The 2,482-nt window shown below is 38.1% G+C and carries 1 protein-coding gene; it reads right to left on the bottom strand.

Annotation, left to right across the window (positions count from 1 at the left end):
* Positions 1-4 precede the first annotated feature (4 nt).
* Positions 5-2,461, bottom strand: a complete 2,457-nt coding sequence (locus ACW2QF_RS19480; protein ID WP_455717678.1) for a GH36-type glycosyl hydrolase domain-containing protein — start codon at positions 2,459-2,461, stop codon at positions 5-7.
* Positions 2,462-2,482 lie beyond the last annotated feature (21 nt).

The raw sequence follows: 2,482 nt of genomic DNA, 5'->3' as shown, positions 1-2,482 counted from the left end.
GCTCTTATACGACAATCAAATGTGTTTTCCCGTCATCTATTAGTTTTACTCTATTGCCTTCTACCTTTTCTCCATCAAGCATTAACTCAACAGTAGATAATACGCCTCTACTTCGGCTCTCTATTTTTATTTCGTAAATAGTAGACTTATGTTTATATTGAATGGAAAAATCACCAAAATAAGCAGGTGTTGAGGGATCAATAATCAGATAACCCTCGTCCCTTCTTATTCCCAAGAACCAATTTACCAAGCCTTGATACATCCAGCCAGCTGAGCCTGTATACCAGCTCCATCCGCCCCTTCCAGTATAGGGGGCACTTAGTGATATATCTGCAATCATAGCATAAGGTTCTTTTTCATATTTAATGGCATCTCTTTTATTTAAAGTGATGTGAATTGGATTTAGCATGGTGAACAGAGTATGAGCCATATTATAATCCCCGATCATTGTATTAGCTATGGCAAGCCACACTGCTGCATGAGTATATTGGCCACCATTTTCCCTGATACCTGGATAATAATTCTTAATATAACCTGGATTTTTGTTTGTTTTGTCAAAGGGGGGAGTGAGAAGTAATGAAACACCTTCGTCTTCCCTGACTAAATAGCGATTGGTCGAGTGCATGGCTGTCAAGGCTCTATCCTTTTTGGCACCTTTTGATATTACACTCCAAGACTGACTAATTGAATCAATCATACATTCATCGTTTTCCTTTGAACCAAGCTTTGTTTGGTCGTCATAAAAAGCTCTTAAATACCATTCACCATCCCAAGCGTTTTCCTCCATATTAATTCTAAGCGTTTCTTTTCTTTGTACTAGTTCTTTTGCAAATTCAAAGTCTTCTTCATGATAGGAGAGAGGTATAAAATCTCCCAGTAAAGCTATGAGAAACCATCCTAACCATACACTTTCTCCTGTTCCTTTTATTCCTACTTCACTCATACCATCATTCCAATCTCCGCCACCCATAAGAGGAAGTCCGTGATTGCCATATTTTGTGTATAGAATTGCTTTCTTGCAATGTTCGTATATACTCACTACCATATCTGACTGATTAGGCGTAAACATTGCATCATGTTGATTTTCTTCCAGCAAAGGTCCTGTGATATAAGGAACCTTTTCTTGTAATATAGAATAATCTCCTGTACCGCGAATATAAGCAGCGGTACAATAAGGCAACCATAACAGATCGTCCGATATTCTCGTTCGAACTCCAATTCCCATAGGAGGATGCCACCAGTGTTGCACATCACCTTCTACAAATTGCCTGCCGGCAGCAGTGAGAATTTGTCCTTTTAAAGCATCTGGATCAGTATAAAGAAGAGAAAGTGTGTCCTGAAGTTGATCTCTGAAGCCATAGGCTCCACCACATTGATAAAAGGCCGCCCTCGCATTGATTCTACAAGAGATTGTTTGGTATAAAAGCCAACCATTTACCATAATATCAATGGCTCGGTCGTTTGTCTTTACCTTAATTGCTCCCAATGTCTCCTCCCAGTAATTCTTTACCCGATCAAGCTCTGTTGTAACCTGTGAAATATGATTATACTTATGTCGAAGACTGCTTATCTCTTTCAAGTCATCACTCTGTCCTAACCCAAATATTACAGTTTTACATTCACCTGGTTTGATTGCAATAGATACCTGTATGGTTCCACATGCATCGTAACATACACCAGTAGTATTCGATAATTTGACATTCAGACCTCGTGGATTTAAGATTCCGCCTTTTAACCCAAAGAATTCTTGTCTGTCACCAGTATATCCGGTTATCATCTCACTAGAGAAGATAAAAGCATTGTGTTTATGAAAATTATAATTATAGATACTTTTTGCACTTAAATATTCATGTTCATTGCTATAATCAGTTAGAATATAGGGATTCGATTGATCTCTCGATGTACCCAGTACCCACTCTACATAGTATGTAAGGCTCAAATACCTTTCTATTTCAGAAGTATTTGTTAGTTTAAGTTCCCACAGTTTTATCGGCTCATCCAGTGGAGTGAATACAGTAAGTTCCTGTGTAATGTTTTCCTCTTCATGATGAAATACCGAATATCCAAAGCCATGTCTTACCCGATAATTTCCTCTGTCTGTTCTACCTAGAGACATAGGTGTCAAAATATTTCCAGTCACTTCATCTTTTATGTAGATTGCCTCAGAGGCTTTATCACTAACAGGATCATTTGACCAAGGCGTTATCTTATTTTCACGGCTATTGCCTGACCATGTAAAGCCCGCTCCTGATTCGGATATGAAGAATCCAAAGTTTTTATTTGCTATTACATTAATCCAAGGGGCTGGAGGCTTATTGTTCCCCTCCAGAAGAATTTCATATTCTTTTCCCTTTTTTATAAAACCACCAAAGCCATTGAAAAATTCATAATCTGTCTCCAAGTTTGGGGATTTGGGGACTTCAGCTTTGCTATCTTTTTTTAGATTATCTACAGAAATCATTTAGATCGCCTCCTTTATTAG

This window comes from Anaerosporobacter sp. (assembly GCF_965301125.1).
This window is presented reverse-complemented; position numbering and strand designations above follow the sequence as displayed.